We start from the raw sequence: 22248 nt of genomic DNA, 5'->3' as shown, positions 1-22248 counted from the left end.
GACTCCTCGATTATCGAATCGTGACGTCCTCAGCGCAGTCTGCCGGAACCGGCGCGGTGTCGCGTCGCGTCCGACGTATCGGTCCCACCGCGGGACCGTCGAAGGATCGGAGCCGGGACATGAGGATACGGGACAGCCGCCGCCGGGGCCGGGCGCTCGCGGCCGCCGGGCTGCTGGTGGTGTTGGGTGCCGGGGCGTGCAGCGCGGACGGCGGGACCGACGACTCGGGCTCGGTCGCGCAGCCGCAGGCGGTGGCAGGTGGGGCGGCGGACCGGGACCAGGGGGCGCCGGAAAAGGCGCAGCCCGGTGCGGGCGGCGCGGACCTGCGGGTCGACCAGCGGGCGATCATCTACACCGGAACGCTCCAGGTGCGGGTGGCCGACGTGGAGCGGGCGGCCCGCGACGCGAGCACGGCGGTGACGGCGGCCGGCGGCTTCGTCGGCGGCGACCAGCGCAACAGCGACTCGGCGGACGCCCGGGCCGAACTGATCCTGCGGGTGCCGGCGGACCGGTTCACGAATGTGCTGGAGGCGCTGGTCAAGCTCGGCGAGCAGGAGCGGCGCGAGGTGCGGACCGAGGACGTCACCGAGGAGACCGTGGACCTGGACGCCCGGATCGCCACCCAGCGCGCCCGGGTGGACAGCGCCCGGCGGCTGCTGGCCCGGGCCACCTCGATCAACGACCTGGTCACGCTGGAGAACGAGGTGGGCCGCCGGGAGGCGGACCTGGCCTCGCTGGAGGCGAAGAAGCGGCGGCTCGCCGACCTGACCGCGCTCTCCACCATCACGGTGACCTTCGTCGGCCCGGAGGCCGCGGCCACCGAGGACGAGGAGGACCTCGGCTTCCTGGCCGGGCTGCGGGGCGGCTGGTCGGCGTTCCTGGGCTCGCTGCGGGTGGCGCTCACCGTGCTGGGCGCGGTGCTGCCGTTCGCGCTGGCGATCGGCGTGCCGGTGGCGCTCGTGCTGGCCCTGGCCCGCCGGCGGGGTCGTCGTACGCCGCCGGGCGGCCCGGCGCTGCCGGACGGTCCGGTGCCTAGCGGGCCGCCGCCAGTGCCCGCAGCGCGGTCTGGACCATGAGGCGTACGCCGGCCGGGATGGCGCGCTCGTCCACGTCGAACGAGGCCCGGTGCAGGTCCACGTTGGGCCCGTTCCGGCCGACGCCGAGGCGGGCGAGCGCGCCGGGCACGTGCTCCAGGTACCAGGAGAAGTCCTCGCCGCCCATGCTCTGCGGGGTCTCCGCGATGCCCTCCGGCCCGAGCGCGGCCGCGGTGGCCGCGGTGAGGACGCCGATGGCCCGGGCGTCGTTCGTGACCGGCGGCCGGCCGCGCAGGTACTCCAGGTCGACGGTGGCGCCGGTGGGGGCGAGGACGTCCCGCACCACCTGAGCCACGATCTTCGGGGCCTGGTCCCAGGTGTCGCGGTCCATCACCCGCAGGGTGCCGGCGGCGCAGGCCTCGGAGGGGATGACGTTGTAGCGGGTGCCGGCCGAGGCGTGGCCGAACACCAGCAGCAGCCCGCTGTTGGCCGGCACCCGGCGGCTGACCAGGGTCGGCACCTCGGTGACCAGCCGGCCGAGCGCGTCGACCAGGTCGACGGTCAGGTGCGGGCGGGCGGTGTGCCCGCCGGGGCCGGTGAGCCGGACGGTGACGTTGTCGGCGGCGGCGGTGATCGGGCCGACCCGCAGGCCGACCTTGCCGACCGGCAGGTTCGGGTCGCAGTGCACGGCGAAGATCTGCACCACGTCGTCGAGGCCGCCGGCCTCGATGACCTCCAGCGAGCCGCAAGGCAGGATCTCCTCGGCGGGCTGGAAGATGAGCCGCACCCGGCCGTCGAGCTGGCCGAGGTCGGCGAGCTGGGCGAGCAGCATGCCCACACCGAGCATCACGGTGGTGTGCACGTCGTGCCCGCAGGCGTGGCAGACCCCATCCACGGTGGACCGGTACGGCACGTCCTTCGGGTCGCTCAGCGGCAGCGCGTCGATGTCGGCGCGGAGCGCGATCACCGGGCCGTCCGGGCGCCCGTCGATGTCGCAGATGACGCCGTTGCCCTTCGGCAGCAGGCGCGGCTTCAGGCCGGCGAGGGAGAGCTCCCGGTGCACCAGGGCGGCCGTCTCGAACTCCTCGCCCGACAGCTCCGGGTGGGAGTGGATGTGACGGCGGGTGGCGATGAGGCCGGGTACGCGCAGCGCGAGCAGATGGTCGAGCTCCATGGGCAGGGGCTGGGACCCGGTCGGCGCCTCCGGCCAGGACGACGCCAGCGGGCTGCCCGAGGGCAGCGTCAACGCACTCGTCACGTCGAATTCTCGATCACTAGAGATGGATGGATCATCGGGGAGAACAGCAGACAGCCTAGACCTCCGGCGGTGACGCTGCGCAACATCTTTCGCGTAGCGGTCGGACCGCGCAGCGTCACGAATGCCCTGGTGGGAGGGCCCGAATATCTGCGGGACAGCAGGTAGATCGCGGTCGAACGCCGTCATCTGCCCCACACCTCCTACAACGCGTAACCGATTCAACGGTCACCAAATCGCGGGCCGTCGTTCCGAATTGTCGCATTAGTCGCGACAATTAACTGCCGCTCGGACAATTGCGCGACAACGGTCGGCTGTCGGACGACTCCTCACGGTGACATGCCGGCCCGGAGTACGACCGCACAGGCTGTCCGTCCCGTTCACCCGACCGGGTTACCCGCAATCCCGATCCGCACACGCGCGCCGGCTCCGGCCACGCTGCCCGACGGCTCCGGGAGCGGCGCCCGGGCGGCGTCGCCCGGGGAGGATCCGCACCGAGCCGTCACCGCCCCCGCCGCGTGCGGGGAGACCACTGACTGTACGCCGTGGCACGGCATTCGCCCAGGTCAGAGCGGTCGGGAACACGACGGCGGCCCGCGCCGGACACCGTGCGGGGTGCCGGCGGGGCCGCCGTCGGCGACTTAGAACCGGTCGCTCGGCCGGTGGATCCCCCACACGTCGCGCAGCGTCCCGCACACCTCACCGACGGTGGCCCGGGCGCGCAGCGCCTCCCGCATCGGGTAGAGCACGTTGGCGTCGCCCTCGGCCGCGGCCCGCAGCTCGGCCAGAGCGCGCTCGACCGTCCCGGAGTCCCGCTGGGCGCGCAGCTTGGCCAGCCGCTCCGCCTGGCCCACCTCGATCGCCGGGTCCACCCGCAGCGGCTCGTACGGCTCCTCCTCGTCGATCTGGAACCGGTTGAGCCCGACCACCACCCGCTCACCCGAGTCGATCTCCTGGGCGATCCGGTACGCGGACTGCTCGATCTCCCGCTTCTGGAAGCCGGCCTCGATGGCGTCCACGGCCGATCCGTGGTCGAAGACCCGCTGCATCAGCTCGTCGGCGGCCGTCTCCAGCTCGGCGGTCATCGCCTCCACCACGTACGACCCGGCGAACGGGTCGACGGTGGCCGTCAGGTCCGTCTCGTACGCCAGCACCTGCTGGGTGCGCAGCGCCAGCCGGGCCGCCTTCTCGGTGGGCAGCGCGATCGCCTCGTCGAAGCTGTTGGTGTGCAGCGACTGGGTGCCGCCGAGCACCGCGCCGAGGCCCTGGACGGCCACCCGGACCAGGTTCACCTCCGGCTGCTGGGCGGTGAGCTGCACACCCGCGGTCTGGGTGTGGAACCGCAGCATCATGGACTTCGGGTTCTTCGCCCCGAACTCGTCGCGCATCAGCCGGGCCCAGATGCGCCGGGCCGCCCGAAACTTGGCGACCTCCTCCAGCAGGGTGGTGCGGGCCACGAAGAAGAACGACAGCCGGGGCGCGAAGTCGTCCACGGCCAGCCCGGCGGCGAGCGCCGCCCGGACGTACTCCACGCCGTTGGCCAGGGTGAACGCGATCTCCTGCGCGGGCGACGCACCGGCCTCGGCCATGTGGTAGCCGGAGATGGAAATGGTGTTCCACTTCGGCACCTCGGCCCGGCAGTAGGCGAAGGTGTCGGCGACCAGCCGCAGCGAGGGCTTCGGCGGGAAGATGTACGTCCCCCGGGCGATGTACTCCTTGAGGATGTCGTTCTGGATGGTGCCGTTGAGCGCCGAGCCCGGCACCCCGGCCTCCTCGGCCACGAGCTGGTAGAGCAGGAGCAGCACCGAGCCGGGGGCGTTGATGGTCATCGAGGTGGAGACCTTGTCCAGCGGGATGCCGTCGAAGAGCGTCCGCATGTCCTCGATGGAGTCGATGGCGACGCCGACCTTGCCGACCTCGCCGTGCGCGATCGGGTCGTCGGAGTCGTACCCCATCTGGGTGGGCAGGTCGAAGGCGACGGAGAGGCCCATGGTGCCGGCGCGCAGCAGTTGGTGGTAGCGGGCGTTGCTCTCCGTGGCGGTGCCGAAGCCGGCGTACTGCCGCATGGTCCACGGACGGGAGGTGTACATCGTGGGGTAGACCCCGCGGGTGTACGGGTATTCGCCCGGGCCGCTCAGCCGGGAGTCCAGGTCCTCCGGAAGGTCGGCCGCCGTGTAGAGGCCCTTGATCGGGAAACCCGACTCGCTTGACCGCGCTTCGCTCATTACCGGATGGTAGGACGCGGCCGCCGTTCGTTGGGTGAGGGATACCGCACACCGCGACGGCGCATCGACCGGAGGTGAGTACCTGGCCACATACCGTCGAGTAGGTAAACGTCCGCCGCGTCGGGTTTCGCATCGGCCGTCGGAACCAGCAAGATAGGGGGGTTGTGTCCCAGCCCCCTCGATATCCCCCGGTGGCTTTTCTGTGACTCAGATCCCGACGTGGAGCGGCGGACCCGCCAGTCCCCCCACTGGACGCGCAGCACCCGGCACCACCATCGGTGGCCGCTACTCGCTGCGCTCGCCGGTGGGCAACGGCGGCATGGGCACGGTCTGGCGTGCGACAGACACGCTGCTGCGCCGCGACGTGGCGGTGAAGGAGGTCGTCCTCCCGCCGGGGCTCGCCCCCAGCGACCGCGACGCGATGTACGAACGGACTCTCCGCGAGGCCCGCGCGGCCGCCGCGATCCAGCACCCCGCCGTGGTCCAGGTCTACGACGTGGTCACCGAGGGTGGCCGCCCGTGGATCGTGATGGAGCTGCTGGACGCCCGCAGCCTGGCCGACATGGTGATCGAGGACGGGCCGGTCGCGCCCCGCGCGGTCGCCAAGATCGGCATCGCCCTGCTCGGCGCGCTGGAGGTGGCGCACGCGATCGGCGTGCTGCACCGCGACGTCAAGCCGGCCAACGTGCTGATCTGCACCGACGGCCGGTGCGTGCTGACCGACTTCGGCGTGGCCCGGATGCCCACCGACGTGCAGCTCACCACGCCGGGCATGGTGCTCGGCTCGCCGCACTTCATCTCTCCCGAGCGGGCCATGGGTCAGGAGTTCGGCCCGCCCAGCGACCTCTTCTCGCTCGGTGTCACGCTCTACACCGCCGTCGAGGGGCGTCCCCCGTTCGACAAGGGCGACCCGATCGAGACCATGCACGCGGTGGTCGAGGACCCGCCGGCCACCCCGCAGCGCAGCGGCCCGCTGACCCGAGTGCTGATGGGCCTGCTGGAGAAGGACCCGGCCCGCCGGTTGGACGTGCACACCGCCCGGGGCATGCTACGCGAGCTGCTCGCCGGCCCGCTGACCAGCACCGCCACCGCGGTCAACTCGGTCACCGACCCGTACGCCGTGGTGCCGGTGCAGCGGCCGTCGACGCCGCCGGCGATCATCACGCCCGAGCCGAAGCCGAGCGGCCAGATCGGCGGCCGGGCGATGATCGGCCCGGGCGAGTCGCTGACCGACCGGCTCGCCTCCCTGCGCCGCGGCGAGCGGCCCGAACCCACGGCGGCCGGTGCCGCCGCGCTCGACGAGACCAGCGCCGACGCGCTGGCCGGCCCGCTGCACACCCCCACCGGGGCGATGTCCGGGCCGGGTGCGGCCCCGGAGACCACCCAGCGCATCTCACCCGACGCCACCCAGCGGCTCGGCCAGACCGCCGGGCCGGACGCCACCCAGCGGGTGCCCGGCCACCCGGACGCCACCCAGACGGTCTACGGCCGGGGCGCCGACACCACCCAGCCGGTCTACGGCGGCAACCAGTGGTCGGTGCCCGGCACGGGCCAGCCCTGGACGACGACTCCGGGCGCCGCGCCGGCCGACGGCGGCGCGCTCGGCCGGGCCAAGGGCGTCGGCGGCCAGCTCGTCGGCCGGGTCAAGGGCTGGCCGCGCAAGGTCCAACTCGCCGCCGCCGCCGGCGTGGCCGTGCTGCTCCTGGTCGGCGTGATCGCGCTGACCAGCGGCGGCGACGACGAGCCCCCGCCGATCGTGGGCGCGCTGCCCTCGGGGTCGGCCGAGGCGCCGCCCGTGGAGATGCAGGCGCAGTCGGTCAAGGGCGTCAACGTGCAGGTGCCAAAGGGCTGGCAGCGGCAGACGGGCGGCCTCTACGTCGACTTCGTCGACCCCCAGGACAGCGGCCGCAAGGTCCGGGTCATCGCGGAGGAATGGAACGGCACCCCGGTCAGCTGGGCGGAGTTCGCCTCGCGGAACCTCAAGAAGAACAGCACCAAGAGCAAGAACTGCCCCGAGCCGTACACCGAGCTGGCGATCTCGGAACAGCAGCTGGCCGGCCAGGGGGCGGCCCAGCTGGAATACACCTGCGGCGAGGGCGACGCCATGCGGCACGGGATGTGGCGCGGCTTGGTGAAGGACGGGAAGGTCTACTCGTTCTACCTCTCCTCGACCGACGCCAAGTTCGCCGAGAGCAAGCCGATCTTCGAGGCGATGGCGCGGTCGTTCCAACTCACCGGAGCCAACTGAGTCGAGGCCGACGGCCGGTGGTGATCCGCCGCCATGCTTTCATGAGGCAATGGCGGCGGACACCACTGACCTTGACGACCTTCGCGACCGGGCCGAGCGCTGGCTCGACGACGACCCCGACCCGGCCGACCAGGACGAGCTGCGCGCCGTCCTCGCCGGGCTGCCGGGCAGCGCGCCCGAGCTGGCGGACCGGTTCGCCGGCCCGCTGACCTTCGGCACCGCCGGGCTGCGCGGCCCGCTGCGGGCCGGCCCGAACGGGATGAACCTCGCGGTGGTCACCCAGGCCGCCGCCGGGCTGGTCGGCTGGCTCGCCGCCCAGGGCGGCGAGGGCCCGCTGGTGATCGGGTACGACGCCCGGCGCGGCTCGCGGGCCTTCGCCGAGCGCACCGCCCAGGTGGCCACCGGCGCGGGTCGCCCGGCGCTGCTGCTGCCCCGCCCGCTGCCCACCCCGGTGCTGGCCTTCGCGGTGCGGCACCTCGGGGCGGTGGCCGGCGTGATGGTCACCGCCAGCCACAACCCGCCCCAGGACAACGGCTACAAGGTCTACCTGGGCGCGCAGCTCGGCGGGGAGCTGGGCGCGGGCGCGCAGATCGTGCCGCCGGCCGACGCCGGCATCGAGGCGGCCATCCGGGCGGTCGGCCCGCTGGCCGAGGTGCCGCTCGGCCCGGCCGGCCAGGTGCTCGGCGACGACCTGGTCGCCGGGTACGTGGAGCGGGCCGCCGCGGTGGTCGACCCGGCCGGCCCGCGGGACCTGAAGGTGGCGTACACGCCGCTGCACGGTGTGGGCGCCGCGGTGTTGACCGCCGCGTTCGCGCGCGCCGGTTTCGCGACGCCCGGCGTGGTGCCCGAGCAGGCCGAGCCCGATCCGGCCTTCCCGACGGTCAACTTCCCCAACCCGGAGGAGCCGGGCGCGGTGGACAAGCTGGTCGCGCTGGCCGGCAGCACCGGCGCGGACATCGCCGTCGCGAACGACCCGGACGCGGACCGGTGCGCGGTGGCCGTGCCGGCGGACGGGACCTGGCGGATGCTGCGCGGCGACGAGGTGGGCGCGCTGCTCGCCGACCACCTGATGCGGCGCGGGGTGACCGGCCTCTACGCCACCACGATCGTCTCCTCCAGCCTGCTCCGGGCGATGGCCGCGGCGCGGAGCCTGCCCTACGACGAGACGCTGACCGGGTTCAAGTGGATCGTCCGGGCCGGGGGCGGTCGGGAGCCGCTGGTCTTCGGCTACGAGGAGGCGCTCGGCTACTGCGTCGCGCCGGAGCACGTCCGGGACAAGGACGGCATCACGGCCGCGCTGACCGTCGCCGAGCTGGCCGCCGGCCTCAAGGCCGAGGGCCGGACGTTGACCGACCGGCTGGACGAGCTGGCCGCCGAGTTCGGCGTCCACCACACCGACCAGCTCTCGGCGCGGGTGGAGGACCTGCGGGTGATCGCCGAGATGATGAGCCGGGTCCGGGCGGCCACCCCGACCGCCCTGCTCGGGCACCCGGTCACCGAGGTGTCCGACCTGCTCCCCGAGGCGGACGTGGTGATCCTGCGGACCGACGCCGCCCGGGTGGTGATCCGCCCCTCCGGCACCGAGCCGAAGCTCAAGGCGTACCTGGAGGTGGTGGAGCCGGTGACGGACGGCGACGTGCCCGCGGCCCGCCACCGCGCCCAGACCGCGGTAGCCGCCCTCCGCACCGAGATCGCCTCAGCCCTCGGCCTCTAGCCAGCCGTAAGCAGGGGCCCTTCCTTACGGGCGCTTGCCCAGGGCGGCGTCCACGGCCTGGGCCAGGGCGGCGATCACCAGGCTGACGCTGGGGCGGACGACGCTGTCGTCGAGGCTCACCGTCCCGGAGAAGCCGGCGCCCGTGGCAATCTCCTCCAGACGCTTGCCGGCGTCGTCGGCGGCGGCGCCGGTCAGGCGGAGCGCCGGCTCCATCCGCAGCACCGCGACCAGGGTGGCGAGCGCGGCGGTCCGCTCGTCGGGGAGCTGCCCGACGGTCAGCGCCTCGGCCAGCCGCCCCCGGATGTCGGCCTCCACCGAGGCGTCGGCGACCGGGTAGCGGTGCACGTGGATGAAGCCCAGCTCGGTCTCGTCGACGTCCCGGACCACGCCCCGGCCGCAGAGGTCGCCGAGGATGCGGTCGCGCAGGCCGTGCCGCAGCCGCTGCACCCACGAGGACGGGGTGTGCGGGGTGTCGGCGGCGATCCGGGCGAGGACCTCGTCGGCGATCGGCTCGCCGGTCGGCGCCGGGTCGAGCACCGCGAGGTTCCCGTCGGCGTACGCGATCCGGCCGGCCAGGGCCAGCTCGACCAGCACCGCGGCGGCCATGCCCAGGTCCAGGCTGATCCGCGGCATGGTCGCCTTGCCGGTTTCGTCGTCATAGGCGAGGAGCAGCAGCTCTTCGGCGAGCGCAACACCAGTCATGGCCGCAGACGCTAGCGGGTACGCGCATCCCGCGCACGAACTCCCCGCCGATGGCGTGCCGACCTCGGCGTGGCCGAAACACGTGCCCCGCCCACGCCGGCCCGCATCCCCCGTCCGGTCAGCCGAGGGTGTCGGTGCGGCTGGCCTGGAGCAGGAGCCCGTAATGCATTACGCGGCGCCGGGGAGCCAGCTCCAGGTACTCGTGGGCGAGCAGCTCGCCGGTGCTGGGATCGAAGACCAGCAACATCTGCGCCCGCTGCGGATCCTGCGGCCGGTCCGCCGGTGGGGTGAGGTCGGCGGTGACGGCCAGACCCCAGCGACCGGCCCGATCGACGACCCGTCCGCGCCACACGAAGCCGGGCTTTCCGGCCAGGGTGGTGAGGATGTCGGCACGGGTCCGCCGCGGGACCAGGTGCCGGACGTACAGGTCGTACACGGCCTTGGCCACGTCGCCGGCCGATTGGTCGATCCGGAGCAGGCGGGCGAGCGCCGCCCGGTCGGTGGGCAACGGGCCCCCGTTCGGATCCTGCGGTTCCTCGACCGGCCCTCCATCTGGTGGGGTCGACCGGCCGGCGGCGGGCGCGGACAGCTGTTTCGTCCAGTAGTCGCGGGACGCCGCATCGGGGAACTCCAGGTCCAGCACTGTCGTGTCCGACCACCGACGACCGTCGGGCGTCACCCAGCTCCGGCGTTCCTCCACGAAACTGGCCAGGTAACCCTCGGGCGACTCCTGGACCATGCCGCCCCAGGACTTCACCCGGTGGTAGGCGTACCGGCCAGTCGCCCAGTCCGAGGGGGCGTCCGTGGCCCGTCGGGCGAGCGCCCGAAGGTGCGGCCCGGCCGGTTCGGCGTCGGCGGCGATCTCGTAGGTCACCGGTTGGAGCACGGTCCCGTCCACCGGCTGGGGCGGCGTCGAGCGGGTGGGCGCCGTGGCGTGCCGGAGGGCCGGCACCAAGCCGGCGGAGGCGACCGCACCCGTCGCGACGGCTGCGCCGACCAGAAAGGTACGCCGGCCGGTCCGCAGGTGAGGCGGCACCGGCGCGGGCGACGCGTCAGTCTCCGCCCGGACGATCACGTCGTGCGCGGAGAGCGGCGCCGGCGGTACGACGACGCCACGCGCCGGGTCGGCCGGGCCCAGGAGGCCCCGGACCTGCTGCTGCGTGTGCATGGTGCTCCTCTCAGACATGGGCGGACGCCGACCGGGGGTCGCGCAGCGGCGGGCGGGCGGCCAGGGCGGAACGCAGTCGACGCCGGGCTCTGAACAGCCGGACTGCGGCGGCGGACCGGGTACACCCCAGGGCGACGGCCGCGTCCGCGACGCTGAGGTCTTCCCAACCGATCAGCCGGAGGATCTCCTGGTCGGCCTCGGGCAATTCGGCCAGTGCCCGGCGCAGGTCGAGCACCGGTGCCACGGCGTCGGGCTCGACGAAGCCCGCAGGGATGTGATCCGCCGCGGCGAGCGGGACCAGAGTGGGAGCGACGCGCCCGTGCCGCCACCGGTTCATCACGGTGTGGCGCGCGACGGCGTAGAGCCATGGAAGAGGGTTCTCGGGGACCTCGCTCCGCCGCCGCCACGCGACGACGAACACGTCCTGGGCGAGTTCGGCGGCCGCGTCGGCGTCCGGAAGTCGCCGCAGGCCGTACCTGACGATGGCCGGGTAGTGCCGGGCGTAGAGGCTGGTGAACCAGACCTCACCCCGCTCACCCACGGGTTTCATCTGATCGCTCTCCCGACCGGAGTTCCTGACAGAGACACCACGTATGTGTCAGGGGCGGGGCGGATCGTTACCGGTGGGCGGGGAAGGGCCCGAGGGCGTCGCACGGGCACCGCCCCGGTCCAGGCCGGGGCGGTGGGCCCGTCGGAAAGGAGTCAGAAGCGGGGCATGCCGCCGAACTGGCGGTCCCCGGCGTCGCCGAGGCCCGGGACGATGAACATCCGGTCGTTGAGGCCCTCGTCGATCGACGCGGTGACCAGGCGCAACGGCAGCCCGGACCGCTCCAGCCGCTCGATGCCGACCGGCGCGGCCAGCACGCAGAGCACGGTGATGTCGGTGCAGCCGCGGTCGGCGAGCAGCCGGCAGCTGTGCTCCAGCGAGCCGCCGGTGGCCAGCATCGGGTCGAGCAACAGCACCGGCAGACCACTCAGGTCCCGGGGCAGCGACTCCATGTACGCCCGCGGCTCGTACGTCTCCTCGTCGCGGGCCAGGCCGACGAAGCCCATCGACGACTCGGGCAGCAGGCCGAGCGCGGCGTCGGCCATGCCCAGACCGGCCCGCAGCACCGGCACCAGCAGGGGCGGGTTCGCCAGCCGGGTGCCCTCGGTGGCGGTGACCGGGGTCTGCACCGGGTACTTCTCGACGGGGAATGAGCGCGCGGCCTCGTACACCAGCATGGTGGTGAGTTCGTGCAGCGCGGCCCGGAACGACGCGGAGTCGGTCCGGGCGTCCCGCATGGCGGTCAGCCGCGCCTGGGCGAGCGGGTGGTCAATGACGTGTACGTCCACGATCGCTCAACCTACCGGTCCCGGGGCGGGCGCATCGCAGGTGCGTGCGGACCAGCGACGCCGCTCACGTGCGGCACCGCCGACCGGTGGAGCGTGACCAAGATCACTCGGCGCGCGGGTGCGTAGTATTCGGGGCATGACGGCGACAGCGACGTCGGCCCGGTCGGACCTCTCCGAGCTGGGACGATCCGAGACCGCTCTGCGGACCTTCCTGCACGGCCTGCCCGGCGTGGACCAGGTCGGCGCGGAGCAGCGGGCGGCACAGCTCGGCACCCGCTCCATCAAGACCACCGCCAAGGCCCAGGCCATCGACCTGGCGATCCGGATGGTCGACCTGACCACCCTCGAAGGGGCCGACACCCCCGGCAAGGTGCGGGCGCTCGCCGCCAAGGCGTTGCGCCCCGACCCGGCCGACCTGTCCTGCCCGCACGTCGGCGCGGTCTGCGTCTACCCCGCGATGGTCCCGTACGTGGCCGAGGTGCTGCGTGGGTCCGGCGTGCACCTGGCCAGCGTGGCGACCGCCTTCCCGTCGGGCCAGGCGCCGCTGGAGATCAAGCTCGCCGACACCCGGGCGGCCGTCGCGGCCGGCGCGGACGAGATCGACATGGTGATCAACCGGGGGGCCTTCCTGGCCGGCCGGTACTCCGAGGTCTACGACGAGATCGTGGCCACCAAGGAGGCCTGCGGCGACGCCCACCTCAAGGTGATCCTGGAGACCGGCGAGCTGGCCACGTACGACAACGTGCGCCGGGCGTCCTGGCTGGCCATGCTGGCCGGCGGCGACTTCATCAAGACCTCCACCGGCAAGGTTCCGGTCGCGGCCACCCTGCCGGTGACCCTGGTGATGCTGGAGGCGGTCCGCGACTTCCGCGCCGCCACCGGGCGGCAGGTCGGCGTGAAGCCGGCCGGCGGCATCAAGACCACCAAGGACGCGATCAAGTACCTGGTCATGGTCAACGAGACCGTCGGCGCCGACTGGCTGGACCCGGACTGGTTCCGGTTCGGCGCGTCCAGCCTTCTCAACGACCTGCTCATGCAGCGCACCAAGCTGACGACCGGCGTCTACGCCGGCCCCGACTACTTCACCCTGGACTGAGCCCGATGTTCGAATATGCCCCCGCCCCCGAGTCGCGCTCGGTGGTGGACATCAAGCCCTCGTACGGGCTCTTCGTCGACGGCACGTTCGTCGACCCGACCGACGGCGCCAGCTTCAAGTCGATCAACCCGGCCTCCGAGGAGGTGCTGGCCGAGATCGCCGAGGCCGGCAGCCAGGACGTGGACCGTGCGGTCCGCGCCGCCCGCGAGGCGTACGAGAAGGTCTGGGGTCCGATGCCGGGCCGGGACCGGGCCAAGTACCTGTACCGGATCGCCCGGATCATCCAGGAGCGCTCCCGCGAGCTGGCCGTGCTGGAGTCGCTGGACAACGGCAAGCCGATCAAGGAGTCCCGGGACGTCGACCTGCCCCTGGTCGCCGCGCACTTCTTCTACTACGCGGGCTGGGCCGACAAGCTGGAGCACGCAGGCTTCGGCGCGAATCCCCGCCCCCTCGGTGTGGCCGCGCAGGTCATCCCGTGGAACTTCCCGCTGCTCATGCTGGCCTGGAAGATCGCCCCGGCGCTCGCGGCCGGCAACACCGTGGTGCTCAAGCCGGCCGAGACCACCCCGCTGACCGCGCTGCTCTTCGCCGAGATCTGCCAGCAGGCCGACCTGCCGGCCGGCGTGGTCAACATCGTCACCGGCGCCGGCGAGACCGGCCGGGCGCTGGTCGAGCACCCGGGCGTGGACAAGGTCGCCTTCACCGGCTCCACCGAGGTCGGCAAGGCCATCGCCCGGGCGGTCGCCGGCACCCGCAAGAAGCTGACCCTGGAGCTGGGCGGCAAGGCCGCCAACATCGTTTTCGACGACGCCCCGGTCGACCAGGCCGTCGAGGGCATCGTCAACGGCATCTTCTTCAACCAGGGGCACGTCTGCTGCGCCGGCTCCCGGCTGCTGGTCCAGGAGTCGGTCGCCGACCGGGTGCTGGAGTCGCTGAAGCGGCGGATGGCCCAGCTCCGGGTCGGCGACCCGCTGGACAAGAACACCGACATCGGCGCGATCAACTCCTCCGCCCAGCTGGCCCGGATCCGGGAGCTGTCGGAGGCCGGCGCCGCCGAGGGCGCCGAGCGCTGGTCGCCGCCGTGCGAGCTGCCGGACCGCGGCTTCTGGTTCGCGCCGACCATCTTCACCGGGGTCACCCAGGCCCACCGGATCGCCCGCGAGGAGATCTTCGGCCCGGTGCTGTCCGTGCTGACCTTCCGCACCCCGGCCGAGGCCGTGGAGAAGGCCAACAACACGCCGTACGGGCTGTCGGCCGGGATCTGGACCGACAAGGGCTCCCGGATCCTGTGGATGGCCGACCGGCTGCGCGCCGGCGTGGTCTGGGCCAACACGTTCAACAAGTTCGACCCGACCTCGCCGTTCGGCGGCTACAAGGAGTCGGGCTACGGTCGCGAGGGCGGCCGGCACGGGCTGGAGGCGTACCTCAATGTCTGAGCGGGTCGCGGTACGCAAGACGTACAAGCTCTTCATCGGTGGGAAGTTCCCGCGCAGCGAGTCGGGACGGTCGTATCTCGTGCAGGACTCCAACGTGTCGCTGGCCTCCCGCAAGGACGCGCGGGACGCGGTCCTCGCCGCCCGGGCCGCCGTGAAGGGCTGGGCTGGGGCGACGGCGTACAACCGCGGTCAGATCCTCTACCGGGTCGCCGAGATGCTGGAGGGCCGGCGCGACCAGTTCGTCGCCCTCGGCGCGTCCGCCGACGAGGTCGACGCGGCCATCGACCGCTGGGTCTGGTACGCCGGCTGGTCCGACAAGCTCCCCCAGGTCTACGGCGGGGCGAACCCGGTGGCCGGGCCGTACTTCAACCTCTCCGCGCCCGAGCCGACCGGCGTGGTGGCCGTGGTGGCCCCGGAGTCCCCGGCGCTGCTCGGCCTGGTCAGCGTGATCGCCCCGGCGATCGTCACCGGCAACACCGTGGTGGTCGCGGCCTCGCCGTCGGCGCCGCTGGCGGCGGTAACCCTGGCCGAGGTGCTGGCCACCTCCGACCTGCCGGGCGGGGTGGTGAACATCCTCACCGGGCGGCTGTCGGAGACCGTGCCGACGCTGGCCGCGCACATGGACGTCAACGCCATCGACCTGACCGGGGTCGCCGACGCCGACCTGGCCGTTGAGCTGGAGGTCAAGGCCGCGGAGAACCTCAAGCGGGTGCTCCGGCCGGCCCCGGCGGACAACGACTGGTACGCCGACCCGGGCATCACCCGGATGACCACGCTCCTGGAGACCAAGACGGTCTGGCACCCCAAGGGCGTGTGAGCCTCTTCTACTACGCGAGGTAGGATTACGGGGTGACTCGGCTCGGTGATCTGGAACGTGCGGTGATGGACGTGCTGTGGGACTCGGTCCCCGGCACGTCGGACGGCGTGACCGTACGCGAGGTCGCCGACGCCCTCGACGGGCGGGAGTTGGCCTACACGACGGTGATGACCGTGCTCGACCGGCTCGCCGGCAAGGGCATGGTGCAGCGCGAGCGGGAGGGGCGGGCCTGGCGTTACCGGCCCGCCGCCACCCGCGAGGCGCACATCGCCCAGCTCATGCTCGACGCCCTCGACCTCGGCGGCAGCCGGGACGCCGCGCTGGTGCGCTTCGCCCGTTCGGTGACCGGCACCGAGGCGGACGTGCTGCGCGCCGCGCTCAGCGCCGAGGCCGGGCTGACCGACCGGGTCGAGGACCCGCGGGCCGGCGGCCCGGCGCTCGACGAGGCGACGGACCGGTAGGGCGGCCGCCGTGGCGTACGCCCTGCACTTCGCCGCGACCATCCTGGCCTGCTGGCTGACCGCGCAGGTCCTGGCCGCCGCGCGGTGGACCTGGCAGGCCCCGCGGGTGGCGATCGTCTGCTGGCAGGCGGTCGGGCTGGCGCTCGGCCTCTCCGCCATGGGGCTGCCCATGGCGCTCGGCCTGAGCGCGTACGAGCTGCCGACCGGGAGCGCGCTGCTGACCCTCGTCGACGATCTGATCCACGGCACGCTGCCGGCCGGGCTGGGCGCGCTGCACCTGGGCCTGGTCGGGGTCGGTTTCGGCATCGGCGCGGTGCTGCTCACCACGACCGTGCGCAGCATCCACGGCACCGTACGCGCCCAGCGCCGGCACCGGGAGCTGCTCAGCCTGGTCGCCCGGCGGGACCCCACGGTGCCCGGCGCGCTGGTGCTGGACCACCCGAGCGCGGCCGCCTACTGCCTGCCCGGGGTGAAGCCGCGGGTGGTGGTCAGCGCCGGCACGCTCAGCCTGCTCGACCGGGCCGAGCTGGCGGCGGTGCTCACCCACGAGCGGGCGCACGCCCAGGAGCGGCACGATCTCGTGCTGCTGCCGTTCACCGCGCTCTGCCGGGCGCTGCCCTGGTTCCGCTGGGTGCGGGACGCGCACGAGCGGGTGGCGCTGCTGGTCGAGATGCGCGCCGACGACAAGGCCCGTGAGCTGCACGCCGGGGCACCTCTGGCGGGGGCGCTGCGCCGGTTCGCCGCCGCGGGGCACCGGGTCACCCCGGCCGGCACGCTGGGCCTGGGCGACCGCGACCTCGACGTACGGGTGCAGCGGCTCATGGTCGCCGACCGGCCGCCGCGGGTGCTCGGCGCCACCGCGCTGTCCGTCGCGACCCTCCTGGTCGCCCTGCCGACCTCCCTCTTCCTGAGCTGACCGACGAGAAGCCCACCCGGGTCGCCACCGGACCGCATAGGTAGCCAGGCTACGTGTAGGCTCCCTATGACAAGCGAGTCAACACGTGGGAGGACGGCCATGGATCCCCTGCTCCTCGCCCGCCTGCAGTTCGCCACGACCACCTCGATCCACTTCCTCTTCGTGGTGGTCACCCTCGGCCTGGTCACCCTGCTGGTCGGCCTGCAGACGGCCGGCTTCGTCACCGGCAAGCCGGTCTACGAGCGGCTGACCCGCTTCTGGGGCCAGCTCTACGTGATCAACTACGTGCTCGGGATCGCCACCGGGATCGTCATGGAGTTCCAGTTCGGGCTGAACTGGAGCGGCCTCTCCCGCTACGTGGGCAACGTGTTCGGGGCGCCGCTGGCCATCGAGACGCTGGTCGCCTTCTTCCTGGAGTCCACGTTCCTCGGCATGTGGATCTTCGGCTGGCACCGGCTGCGGCGCGGCGTCCACCTGGCGCTGCTCTGGGGCGTCGCGCTCACCGCGTACGCCTCGGCGTTCTGGATCATGGTGGCCAACGCCTGGCTCCAGCACCCGGTCGGCTACGAGGTGCGCGACGGCGTCGCCCACCTCACCGACTTCGGCGCGCTGCTCACCAATCCCACCCTCGGCTTCGCCTTCGGCCACGTGGTCTCGGCCGGCCTGGTCACCGGCGGAATGCTGATGGCCGCGGTCAGCGCCGGGCACCTGCTGCGGCGTACCCCGGACTTCCTGCTCTTCCGGAAGTCGCTGCGGCTCGGGCTGATCACCGCGGCGCTCGCGGTGACCACGCTCCAAGGCTTCGGTTTCGCGCAGTTCGGCCCGGTCGGGGAACTCCAGCCGACCAAGTTCGGCGGCGGGGCCGACCGCGACGCGCTGGTCGCCGAGTGGACGGCGCGGTTCGGCCCCGGCGACTACACGCCGCCGGTGCTGTCCAACGTCGGCCTGGGCTTCATGATCCTGATCGGCTTCACCCTGGGCTGCGCCTGGCTGCTGCTGCCCCTGCTCTGGCGGGACTGGATCATCCGGCTGAAGTTCCCGCTCTGGCTGGTGCTGCTCGCCGTGCCGCTGCCGTTCGTCGCGGTGCTCCTCGGCTGGATCGCCCGCGAGGTGGGACGCCAGCCCTGGGTCGCCTACGGGCTGCTGCCCACCGGGCAGGCCGTCTCGCCGGTGAGCGGCGGGCTCATGCTCACCTCGCTGATCGGCTTCACCCTGCTGCTCGGCACCCTCGCCGTCACCAACTGGGTGCTGCTGGCCCGGCACGCCGCCCGGGGCGCGCACGACCCCGCGCTCGGCCGCCCACCCGCGCCGGACACCGACCACCACCCCCACCCCGTGTTCGCCTGAGGGAGCCCCGCCGTGGAACTCGTCTGGTACGCCCTGCTCGGCCTCTTCTTCGCCACCTACCTGGTGCTTGGCGGCTACGACTACGGCGTCGGGCTGCTGCTGGCCTGGGGCGCCACCCCGGCGGCGCGGCGGGCCGCGCTGAACGCGGTGGGGCCGTTCTTCCTCGGCAACGAGGTCTGGCTCGTGGCCGCGGTCGGCATCCTGTTCGGCGCCTTCCCCACCCTGGAGGGCGAACTGCTCTCCGGTCTCTATCCGGCCGTGCTCGGCGCGCTCGCCGGGGTGGTGCTGGTGACGGCCGGCGTACAGCTCCGAAGCCGGCCGCGCGCCGGGGCGGCCCGCGCCTTCTGGGACCGGGTGGTGGTGGCCGGCTGCGTGCTGGCCGCGCTCGGCTGGGGCGCGCTGCTCGGCGGGCTGCTCCAGGGCGTGCCGCCGGCCGGCGACGGGCACGCGGCCGGGGTCGGCCACCTGTTCACCCCGTTCGTGGCCGCGGCCGCGCTTGCGCTGCTCGCGCTGGTCGCCGTGCACGGTGCGACCTTTCTCACGCTGCGGCTGCCGCCCGCCGACGTGCCGTCGGTCGCCCGGCTCGCCCGCGGCCTGGTGCCGGCCGCGCTCACCGCGGTCGCCACCGCCACCGTCCTGGGCCTGCTCTCCGATCGCGTACGCGCCGCGGTGGCCCGCCCGGCGGTCGCCGTACTCCTGCCGTTGGCGCTGGTGGCGGCGCTGCTGGTGGCCCGCGCGGCGCTGCGCGGGGGCCGGGCCGGGGTGGCCTTCGCGGCGACCAGCGCGGCGCTGGCCCTGCCGGTGCCGCTGGTCGGCGCGGCGCTCTGGCCCCGGGTGCTGGTCTCCACCGTCGACCCGACCGCCGCGCCGCAGATGACCGACGCGGCTGTGCTGACCGTGGCCGACGCGGCGGCGAGCGGGCCGACGCTGGCGCTGCTGGGCTGGCTGGCGCTGCCGCTCGTGCCGGCCCTACTAGGCTTTCAGGCGATGAGCTGGTGGGTGTTCCGGGGACGGACCGACGGCAGGGCACCGGTGTACTGGTGAACCGCCGACCGTTCGACCCGCGGCTGCTGCGCCGGGTCCCCGCGGCCCGGCGCGACCTCGCCGTGCTCGCGGTGCTGGGCGGGCTGACCGCGCTGCTCGTGGTCGCACAGGCCACCGCGCTGGCCACCCTGCTCGCCACGGCGATCGACGGGCGGCTGCACCGGCCGGCGCTGGCCGGTTTCGTGGTGGCGGTCGCGGCCCGGGCGCTGGTGAGCTGGGCGCAGGGCACCGTGGCGGCCCGGGCGGCGGCGACGGTCAAGGCGGCGCTCCGGGCCGACCTGCTGCGGGCCGTCGGCCGGCACGGCCCCACCTGGGTCGCCGGCCGGCGGGCCGGGCAGCTCGCCACCCTGGCCGGGCGTGGCCTGGACGCGCTCGACCCGTACTTCACCGGCTATCTGCCGCAGCTCGTGCTGAGCGTGACCGTGCCGCTGGCCGTGCTGGCCCGGATCGTGCTCGCCGACTGGAGTTCGGCGCTGATCATCGCACTGACCATCCCGCTCATCCCGGTCTTCGGGGCGCTGCTCGGCTGGCAGGCGCAGGCCGCCACCGAGCGGCAGTGGCGGCGGCTGTCGCTGCTCGGCGGGCACTTCCTCGACATGGTGGCCGGGCTGCCCACGCTGCGCGCGTTCGGCCGGGCCCGGACCCAGGTCGACGTCGTGCGCCGGATGGCCGACGGGCACCGCCAGGCCACCATGAAGACCCTGCGGATCGCCTTCCTGTCCGCGCTGGTCCTCGAACTGGTCGCCACCCTCTCGGTGGCGCTGGTCGCCGTGCCGGTCGGCATCCGGCTGCTCGGCGGCGGGATCACCCTCTCCACCGCGCTGCTGGTGCTGCTGCTCACCCCGGAGGCGTACCTGCCGCTGCGGGCGGCGGGCAGCCGGTTCCACGCCAGCATGGAGGGGCTGACCGCCCTGGACGAGGCGCTCACCCTCTCCGCGACGCCCGAGGCGACCGCGCCGGGGGCCGCGCGTCCGGCGCCGGACGGCCGGGGCGAGATCCGCTTCGAGGGCGTGACCGTCGCGTACGAGCGGACCACGGCGCTGCGGGACGTCACGCTCACCATCTGCCCCGGCGAGCGGATCGCCGTCATCGGGCCCAGCGGGGCGGGCAAGACCACGCTGCTCAACCTGCTGCTCGGCTTCGTCACCCCGACCGCCGGCCGGGTCACCGTCGACGGGGTGGACCTCGCCGGGGTCGACCTCGACGCCTGGCGGCGCGAGCTGGCCTGGGTGCCGCAGCGGGCCCACCTCTTCGCCGGCTCGCTCGCCGACAACATCCGCCTGGGCGCCCCGGACACCCCGGACGCCGCGCTGGCCGACGCGGTCACCGACGCCGCGCTGGACGACGTGGTCGCCGCCCTGCCCGACGGGCTCGGCACCACGCTCGGCGAGCGCGGACACGGCCTGTCCAGCGGGCAGCGGCAGCGCGTCGCGCTGGCCCGGGCGTTCCTCCGGGACGCCCCGCTGGTCCTCCTCGACGAACCGACCGCCCGGCTGGACAGCGCCAGCGAGGCGGTCGTGCTGACGGCCACCCGGCGGCTGGTCGCCGGGCGTACGGCCCTGCTGGTCGCACACCGGCCCGCGCTGCTGGAGGACGCCGACCGGATCCTGCGCGTCGAGGACGGCCGGGTCACCGAGCTGAGCCGCGTACCGGCCGGGAAGGTGACGCCATGACCGACGGACCCGAGCGGGCGGTGCTGCGGCTGGCCCGCCCTTACCTGGGCCGCCTGCTGGGCGCCGGGCTGCTCGCCGCGGCCACCGAGTTCGCCGGGCTGGCCCTGATGGCCACCGCCACCTGGCTGCTGATGAGCGCCGCCGGCCGGCCGCCGCTGGACCGGCTGACCGTGGCGATCGTCGCGGTGCGCGCGCTCGCGGTCAGCCGGGGCGTGTTCCGCTACACCGAGCGGCTGGCCGGGCACGACGCGGTGCTCCGCATGATCACCGATGTCCGGGCCCGGGTCTTCGCCACCCTGGTCGCCCGGCGCGACGCCGCCGCCGAGCGCACCGGTGACGCGCTGAGCCGGCTGGTCTCCGACGTGGAGGCGGTGCAGGACCTGCTGCTGCGGGTGCTGGTGCCGGGGGCGGCGGCCGCGCTGGTGAGCGTGCTCGCCGTCGGGAGCGCCGCGCTGATCTCGCCGCCGGCCGCGGGCGTGCTCGCCGTCGGGCTGCTGGTGGCCGGCGTGGCGCTGCCCGCGCTGGCCGCCGGGCTGACCCGGCGGGCCGCCGACGAGGTGGCCCCGCTGCGCGGCGCGCTCGCGGTGGACGCGGTCGACCTGACCCACGGCGCCGCCGACCTGGCCGCCTTCGGGGCGACCGGCACGGCGCTGGCCGCCGCCGAGGCCCGGGGCGGTCGCCTGGCCCGGCTGGAGCGCCAGCTCGCCGCGACCGGCTTCGCGGTGGACGCGGCCGGGGTGCTGGTCGGCGGGCTCACCGCCGCCGCCGTGGTGGTCGTGGCGCTGCGCGCGGGCGTCGGCGGGGTGCTGGTCGGCGTCCTGGCGGTGGGCACGCTGGCCGCCGTCGAGGTGTCCCTCGCGCTGGTCGGGGCGGCCCGGCAGCGCACCCAGCTCCGCGCCGGCCTGGCCCGGGTGGCCGACCTGCTCACCGAGGGCGGGGAGCCGGCGCCCACCGCCCCCGCCGGACCGGCGCCGGGCGGGCACGACGTCCGGTTCGCGGGCGTGACCGTCCGCTACCGGGAGGGGGCGGCGCCCGCCCTGGCCGAAGTCGACCTGGACCTGCCGGCCGGCCGCCGGGTGGCCGTGGTCGGCCCGAGCGGCGCCGGCAAGAGCACCCTGGCCGCCGTGCTCACCGGCGCGGTACGCCCCGCCGCCGGCCGGGTCACCGTGGACGGCGTGGACGTGTCCGACCTGCCGGCCGAGGAGCTGCCCCGGGTGGTCGGCGGCCTGCTCGCCGAGGCGTACGTCTTCCACGCCACGGTCCGGGAGAACCTGCTCCTCGGGCGACCGCGCGCCGACGAGGCGGAGTTGACCGCCGCCACCCGGGCCGCCGGCCTGCTGGACTGGGTCCGCGCGCAGCCGGAGGGCTGGGAGACCGTGGTCGGCGAGCAGGGCGGGCAGCTCTCCGGTGGGCAGCGGCAGCGGCTCGCGCTGGCCCGGGCGCTGCTCGCCGCCCCGCCGGTGCTGGTGCTGGACGAGCCGACCGAGGGGCTCGACCCGGCGGCCGCGGACGCGGTGCTCGCCTCGGCCCTGGCCGCCACCCCGGCCGGGCACTCGGTGCTGCTGATCAGCCACCGGCTCAGCGGCCTCGCCGGGCTGGACGAGATCGTGGTGCTCGACGCGGGCCGGGTGGTGCAGCGCGGCCGGCACGAGGAGCTGGTGGCCCGGCCGGGCTGGTACCGGGAGCAGTGGCTGCTGCAGGAGGCGGCCGAGCGCGGCTACCTGGCCCTGGTCCCCTGAGCGGCTTTCCGGGGTTTTCCCCGACGCGACCGGTCCCG

Annotated in this window: 18 protein-coding genes; 12 read left to right on the top strand and 6 right to left on the bottom strand. The window is 74.2% G+C overall.

All coding sequences use genetic code 11. The features are described from left to right. The first annotated feature begins 119 nt into the window (after positions 1-119). A complete protein-coding gene (locus ACFYPD_RS28425; protein ID WP_387119875.1) occupies positions 120-1076 on the top strand; it encodes a DUF4349 domain-containing protein in 957 nt (318 codons plus the stop codon). On the opposite strand, the gene ACFYPD_RS28420 is transcribed toward ACFYPD_RS28425, so the two are convergent. Beyond that, positions 1033-2292: an amidohydrolase gene (locus tag ACFYPD_RS28420; protein ID WP_387119872.1), complete on the bottom strand. Its 1260-nt coding sequence runs from the start codon at positions 2290-2292 to the stop codon at positions 1033-1035. The genes ACFYPD_RS28425 and ACFYPD_RS28420 overlap by 44 nt on opposite strands. 638 nt (positions 2293-2930) lie before the next feature. Next, complete coding sequence (locus ACFYPD_RS28415; protein WP_387119869.1) at positions 2931-4514, bottom strand: methylmalonyl-CoA mutase; 1584 nt, start codon at positions 4512-4514, stop codon at positions 2931-2933. A gap of 202 nt (positions 4515-4716) precedes the next feature. Between ACFYPD_RS28415 and ACFYPD_RS28410 the strand changes: the two genes are divergently transcribed. Both ACFYPD_RS28410 and ACFYPD_RS28405 read left to right on the top strand, forming a co-directional pair. Then, on the top strand, positions 4717-6762 hold the full coding sequence (locus tag ACFYPD_RS28410) for a protein kinase (protein ID WP_387119866.1): 2046 nt from the start codon (positions 4717-4719) through the stop codon (positions 6760-6762). A 49-nt stretch (positions 6763-6811) separates the two neighbouring features. Next, a complete protein-coding gene (locus ACFYPD_RS28405; RefSeq protein WP_387119863.1) occupies positions 6812-8476 on the top strand; it encodes a phospho-sugar mutase in 1665 nt (554 codons plus the stop codon). A gap of 24 nt (positions 8477-8500) precedes the next feature. On the opposite strand, the gene ACFYPD_RS28400 is transcribed toward ACFYPD_RS28405, so the two are convergent. From ACFYPD_RS28400 to upp, 4 genes are all read right to left on the bottom strand, one after another. Beyond that, positions 8501-9178, bottom strand: coding sequence for a GPP34 family phosphoprotein (locus ACFYPD_RS28400; RefSeq protein WP_387119860.1), 678 nt, complete (start codon positions 9176-9178; stop codon positions 8501-8503). A 118-nt stretch (positions 9179-9296) separates the two neighbouring features. Beyond that, complete coding sequence (locus ACFYPD_RS28395; protein ID WP_387119857.1) at positions 9297-10346, bottom strand: CU044_5270 family protein; 1050 nt, start codon at positions 10344-10346, stop codon at positions 9297-9299. A gap of 10 nt (positions 10347-10356) precedes the next feature. Next, a complete protein-coding gene (locus ACFYPD_RS28390) occupies positions 10357-10896 on the bottom strand; it encodes an RNA polymerase sigma factor (RefSeq protein ID WP_387119854.1) in 540 nt (179 codons plus the stop codon). Positions 10897-11048: 152 nt separating this feature from the next. Beyond that, the gene (gene upp, locus ACFYPD_RS28385) at positions 11049-11681 is read right to left on the bottom strand and encodes a uracil phosphoribosyltransferase (protein WP_387119851.1); all 633 of its coding nucleotides are present in this window, start codon (positions 11679-11681) and stop codon (positions 11049-11051) included. Between the two features lie 136 nt (positions 11682-11817). On the opposite strand from upp, the gene deoC reads away from it, so the two are divergent. The 9 genes from deoC (at position 11818) to cydC (ending at position 22210) form a co-directional block, all read left to right on the top strand. Then, a complete protein-coding gene (gene deoC / locus ACFYPD_RS28380) occupies positions 11818-12777 on the top strand; it encodes a deoxyribose-phosphate aldolase (RefSeq protein WP_387119848.1) in 960 nt (319 codons plus the stop codon). 5 nt (positions 12778-12782) lie between these two features. Next, positions 12783-14213 (top strand): aldehyde dehydrogenase family protein, encoded by a 1431-nt coding sequence (locus ACFYPD_RS28375; protein ID WP_387119845.1) that lies wholly within the window; start codon positions 12783-12785, stop codon positions 14211-14213. Continuing rightward, positions 14206-15030, top strand: a complete 825-nt coding sequence (locus tag ACFYPD_RS28370; protein WP_387119842.1) for an aldehyde dehydrogenase family protein — start codon at positions 14206-14208, stop codon at positions 15028-15030. Before ACFYPD_RS28375 ends, ACFYPD_RS28370 begins: the two co-directional genes overlap by 8 nt. 32 nt (positions 15031-15062) lie before the next feature. Further along, positions 15063-15491, top strand: coding sequence for a BlaI/MecI/CopY family transcriptional regulator (locus ACFYPD_RS28365; protein WP_387119839.1), 429 nt, complete (start codon positions 15063-15065; stop codon positions 15489-15491). Between the two features lie 10 nt (positions 15492-15501). Beyond that, complete coding sequence (locus ACFYPD_RS28360) at positions 15502-16407, top strand: M56 family metallopeptidase (protein WP_387119836.1); 906 nt, start codon at positions 15502-15504, stop codon at positions 16405-16407. Positions 16408-16506: 99 nt separating this feature from the next. Beyond that, positions 16507-17754 carry a cytochrome ubiquinol oxidase subunit I gene (locus tag ACFYPD_RS28355; RefSeq protein WP_387119833.1) on the top strand — a complete coding sequence of 416 codons (1248 nt, stop codon included), beginning with the start codon at positions 16507-16509 and terminating at the stop codon, positions 17752-17754. 12 nt (positions 17755-17766) lie between these two features. Then, on the top strand, positions 17767-18798 hold the full coding sequence (locus ACFYPD_RS28350; RefSeq protein ID WP_387119829.1) for a cytochrome d ubiquinol oxidase subunit II: 1032 nt from the start codon (positions 17767-17769) through the stop codon (positions 18796-18798). Beyond that, positions 18795-20471: a thiol reductant ABC exporter subunit CydD gene (gene cydD, locus ACFYPD_RS28345; protein ID WP_387119826.1), complete on the top strand. Its 1677-nt coding sequence runs from the start codon at positions 18795-18797 to the stop codon at positions 20469-20471. Before ACFYPD_RS28350 ends, cydD begins: the two co-directional genes overlap by 4 nt. After that, complete coding sequence (gene cydC / locus ACFYPD_RS28340) at positions 20468-22210, top strand: thiol reductant ABC exporter subunit CydC (protein WP_387119823.1); 1743 nt, start codon at positions 20468-20470, stop codon at positions 22208-22210. The genes cydD and cydC overlap by 4 nt, the downstream gene beginning before the upstream one ends. Positions 22211-22248 lie beyond the last annotated feature (38 nt).

The organism is Micromonospora sp. NPDC005299 (assembly GCF_042872345.1).
Lineage (GTDB): Bacteria > Actinomycetota > Actinomycetes > Mycobacteriales > Micromonosporaceae > Micromonospora.
This window is presented reverse-complemented; position numbering and strand designations above follow the sequence as displayed.

What these genes read in the sequence shown, in the direction of transcription:
- ACFYPD_RS28375 (WP_387119845.1), top strand. Translation starts at nt 12,783, where the DNA reads ATGTTCGAATATGCCCCCGCCCCCGAGTCGCGCTCGGTGGTGGACATC.
- deoC (WP_387119848.1), top strand. Translation starts at nt 11,818, where the DNA reads ATGACGGCGACAGCGACGTCGGCCCGGTCGGACCTCTCCGAGCTGGGA.
- ACFYPD_RS28400 (WP_387119860.1), bottom strand. Translation starts at nt 9,178, where the DNA reads ATGACTGGTGTTGCGCTCGCCGAAGAGCTGCTGCTCCTCGCCTATGAC.
- ACFYPD_RS28370 (WP_387119842.1), top strand. Translation starts at nt 14,206, where the DNA reads ATGTCTGAGCGGGTCGCGGTACGCAAGACGTACAAGCTCTTCATCGGT.
- ACFYPD_RS28425 (WP_387119875.1), top strand. Translation starts at nt 120, where the DNA reads ATGAGGATACGGGACAGCCGCCGCCGGGGCCGGGCGCTCGCGGCCGCC.
- cydC (WP_387119823.1), top strand. Translation starts at nt 20,468, where the DNA reads ATGACCGACGGACCCGAGCGGGCGGTGCTGCGGCTGGCCCGCCCTTAC.
- ACFYPD_RS28395 (WP_387119857.1), bottom strand. Translation starts at nt 10,346, where the DNA reads ATGCACACGCAGCAGCAGGTCCGGGGCCTCCTGGGCCCGGCCGACCCG.
- ACFYPD_RS28355 (WP_387119833.1), top strand. Translation starts at nt 16,507, where the DNA reads ATGGATCCCCTGCTCCTCGCCCGCCTGCAGTTCGCCACGACCACCTCG.
- ACFYPD_RS28405 (WP_387119863.1), top strand. Translation starts at nt 6,812, where the DNA reads ATGGCGGCGGACACCACTGACCTTGACGACCTTCGCGACCGGGCCGAG.
- ACFYPD_RS28390 (WP_387119854.1), bottom strand. Translation starts at nt 10,896, where the DNA reads ATGAAACCCGTGGGTGAGCGGGGTGAGGTCTGGTTCACCAGCCTCTAC.
- ACFYPD_RS28415 (WP_387119869.1), bottom strand. Translation starts at nt 4,514, where the DNA reads ATGAGCGAAGCGCGGTCAAGCGAGTCGGGTTTCCCGATCAAGGGCCTC.